Origin of the sequence: Psychrobacter sp., assembly GCF_035469765.1 — a bacterium.
Lineage (GTDB): Bacteria > Pseudomonadota > Gammaproteobacteria > Pseudomonadales > Moraxellaceae > Psychrobacter.
In genome coordinates this window covers 1-2,277 of sequence record NZ_DATIRM010000159.1, presented here as the reverse complement: position 1 = coordinate 2,277, position 2,277 = coordinate 1, and the positions used below count along the sequence as shown (strand labels likewise).

The window sequence follows — 2,277 nt, the reverse complement described above, 5'->3', positions numbered from 1 at the left end:
TATGGAGCGATGACTTAGATGATGCCCTCACTGGATAGCAGTCACGAACTGACAGAAAAGCAAGTGCGTCAGGTACTGTTGACGCTATTGCTTGGTGGTACAGTGGTCAGCTTTAGCAATAGTGCCCTCAATCCTGCTATTCCCGTCTTTATGTCGGTGTTCGCAGTCGATATTGTAATGGGTGGTTGGGTGTTGAACGCTTATATACTGTCTATGAGCGTGGGGCTAATGCTTAGTGGTTATTTGCATAAACAGTTTGCGTTTAAGACCGTGTATTCGCTCGCTATCATAGGGTTTATGCTGGGTTCAGTGATTGGTATGTTGGCACCTAGTATGGCGATGGTGATTGTGGCTCGCGCTGTACAAGGACTGAGTGGTGGTCTGATTATCCCTTTGTCTATTGGTATACTTTATCAGATTTATCCGCAGCATCGACATGGCAGAGTGATGGCGCTATGGGGCATCGTAATTATGATGTCATTGGCATTTGGCCCGTTGATAGGGGCTTATTTGGTGGAGCAATTTGCGTGGTGGACATTGTTCGCGATTACTTTGCCGCTGAGCGCGTTGGTCATAGTCATGGTGTGGCTATTGTTACCTAATATCCAAGCGCCTAAGGCTTCTAGCACGTTTGATGCCATTGGGTTTATAAGTTTGCTGGTTTGGCTGCTGGCGTTGATGACTTGGCTGAGTACGCTTAAGACAGATTTTCATGCCAGCCTAACCAGTATGGTTGGAACAAGCCTATTAGCTGCTGTGTTTTTCTTGTCCTTTTCAGGTTGGTGGGTGTATGAGCACCGTCAGAGTCAGCCGTTATTGAACGTGCGTTTGTTTCATAACAAAGTGTATTTACACAGTACGATTATCAGCATTACTCAGACTTTGGGTCTGATGGTAGGCCTGTTGTTATTGCCTATATTGGTGCAAAAGGTGATGGGCGAACGTGCGCTATGGACGGGCGTTATTTTGATGATATCGACACTCGTGTCTAGTGTCACGACCCATTTTGCAGGCAAGCGAGTAGATAGCTATGGCGCTAGAAGTATGGGTATTTTGGGTATTGTGATTAGCGCGCTGTCTATGCTGATGCTGGCATGGTGCTTGTATGAGCCGAAGATTTGGCTGTTGATTACGGTCATGAGTATACAAGGTGTGGGCGTTGGACTAGCGTATCTGCCAACCACCGCGGTAGGTTTTAGTAGCTTGGCCAAAGAAGTGGTCACGGAAGGAGCCGCACTCAACAATATCAGCCGCCGAATTGTCTCTACTATTTTTATAACGTTGATGACGGTCTATGTGGCAGGACGCGGTGCGCAGTTGTTAGAAGCTGGCAGCGCGCAAAGCATCAGTACCGCTATCCAAGAGATTTTTGTCATCTTGGCTGTGATTTTGTTTTTGACGGTCTTTTCAGCGCGGCAATTACCAAAGACGGCATCATCCATTTAGCAGTATGTTTTTAGCAGTATAGTTAACCCACTTTTAAAAGGTCGCAGTTCTGCTGGTGTGAATTTTATGAAGCATCTGTCACGCTTGCGAACAGCCAGCGAGGAAAATTTATACCAGTAGAACATCATTAGTGGGTGTACCATTTTTATGCTGGATTGACTATATGCAAGTCACTTGCAACCTATCAAACAAGCCTGTAAAAAAACCGTAAGAAGTTTTTTTTACCTTATATACGTAACTGATTCTCATTCGCTTTAATAGTTTGATTGGGTTAATGATTTGGCTAGGTTAATAGTATGGTCGTTTACTTTTTATTTTTAGAAAGGAGATTTATATATGCATCATCAAGTAGATCAAAGCACAAGCAATAGCAGGACTGATGTTACCAAGCCGTGGCAAGCGCCGATAGATTATCGAGCCATGCAGCGCACAGAGCAACGGGTCATCAAACAACTGTTGCAAGCGTTATTGTATGAAAACATTATTGATTTTGACTATACAAATGCCAACGTCAACCATGACAAAGCGCTTTTAGACTTTACCATAAAAGCCACTGACAACGTCAGTTACTGCGCGCAAGGTTATATTCATTATAGTTTTGATCTCATTCGTTTTAATAGCCAAAACGTCCAGCGAGTTGTTGATGGCAACGCAAGCGATGCCATACTTGAGCATGTCATCAGCGATATTTTATTGAAGATAACAGATGCGTCCTTAAAAGACAGCTTTATCAAAGAGCTGCGTCACACTTTAATCAATGAGACCCAAGCCCAGCGGCTGTCACCCAACCTACCAATACCAGTTGACACGCTCACTTACGAGCAACTCGAA

The 2,277-nt window shown here is 44.3% G+C and carries 1 protein-coding gene and 1 pseudogene; both read left to right on the top strand.

Annotation, left to right across the window (positions count from 1 at the left end; all coding sequences use genetic code 11):
* The first annotated feature begins 18 nt into the window (after positions 1 to 18).
* On the top strand, positions 19 to 1,446 hold the full coding sequence (locus VLN09_RS04605) for an MFS transporter (RefSeq protein ID WP_325244133.1): 1,428 nt from the start codon (positions 19 to 21) through the stop codon (positions 1,444 to 1,446).
* Between the two features lie 336 nt (positions 1,447 to 1,782).
* Positions 1,783 to 2,277, top strand: a pseudogene (locus tag VLN09_RS04600) (short-chain oxidoreductase); the annotation flags it as partial.

Bases quoted from the DNA above. Each gene is read 5' to 3' on its own strand.
- VLN09_RS04605 (WP_325244133.1), top strand. From the start codon at position 19: ATGATGCCCTCACTGGATAGCAGTCACGAACTGACAGAAAAGCAAGTG.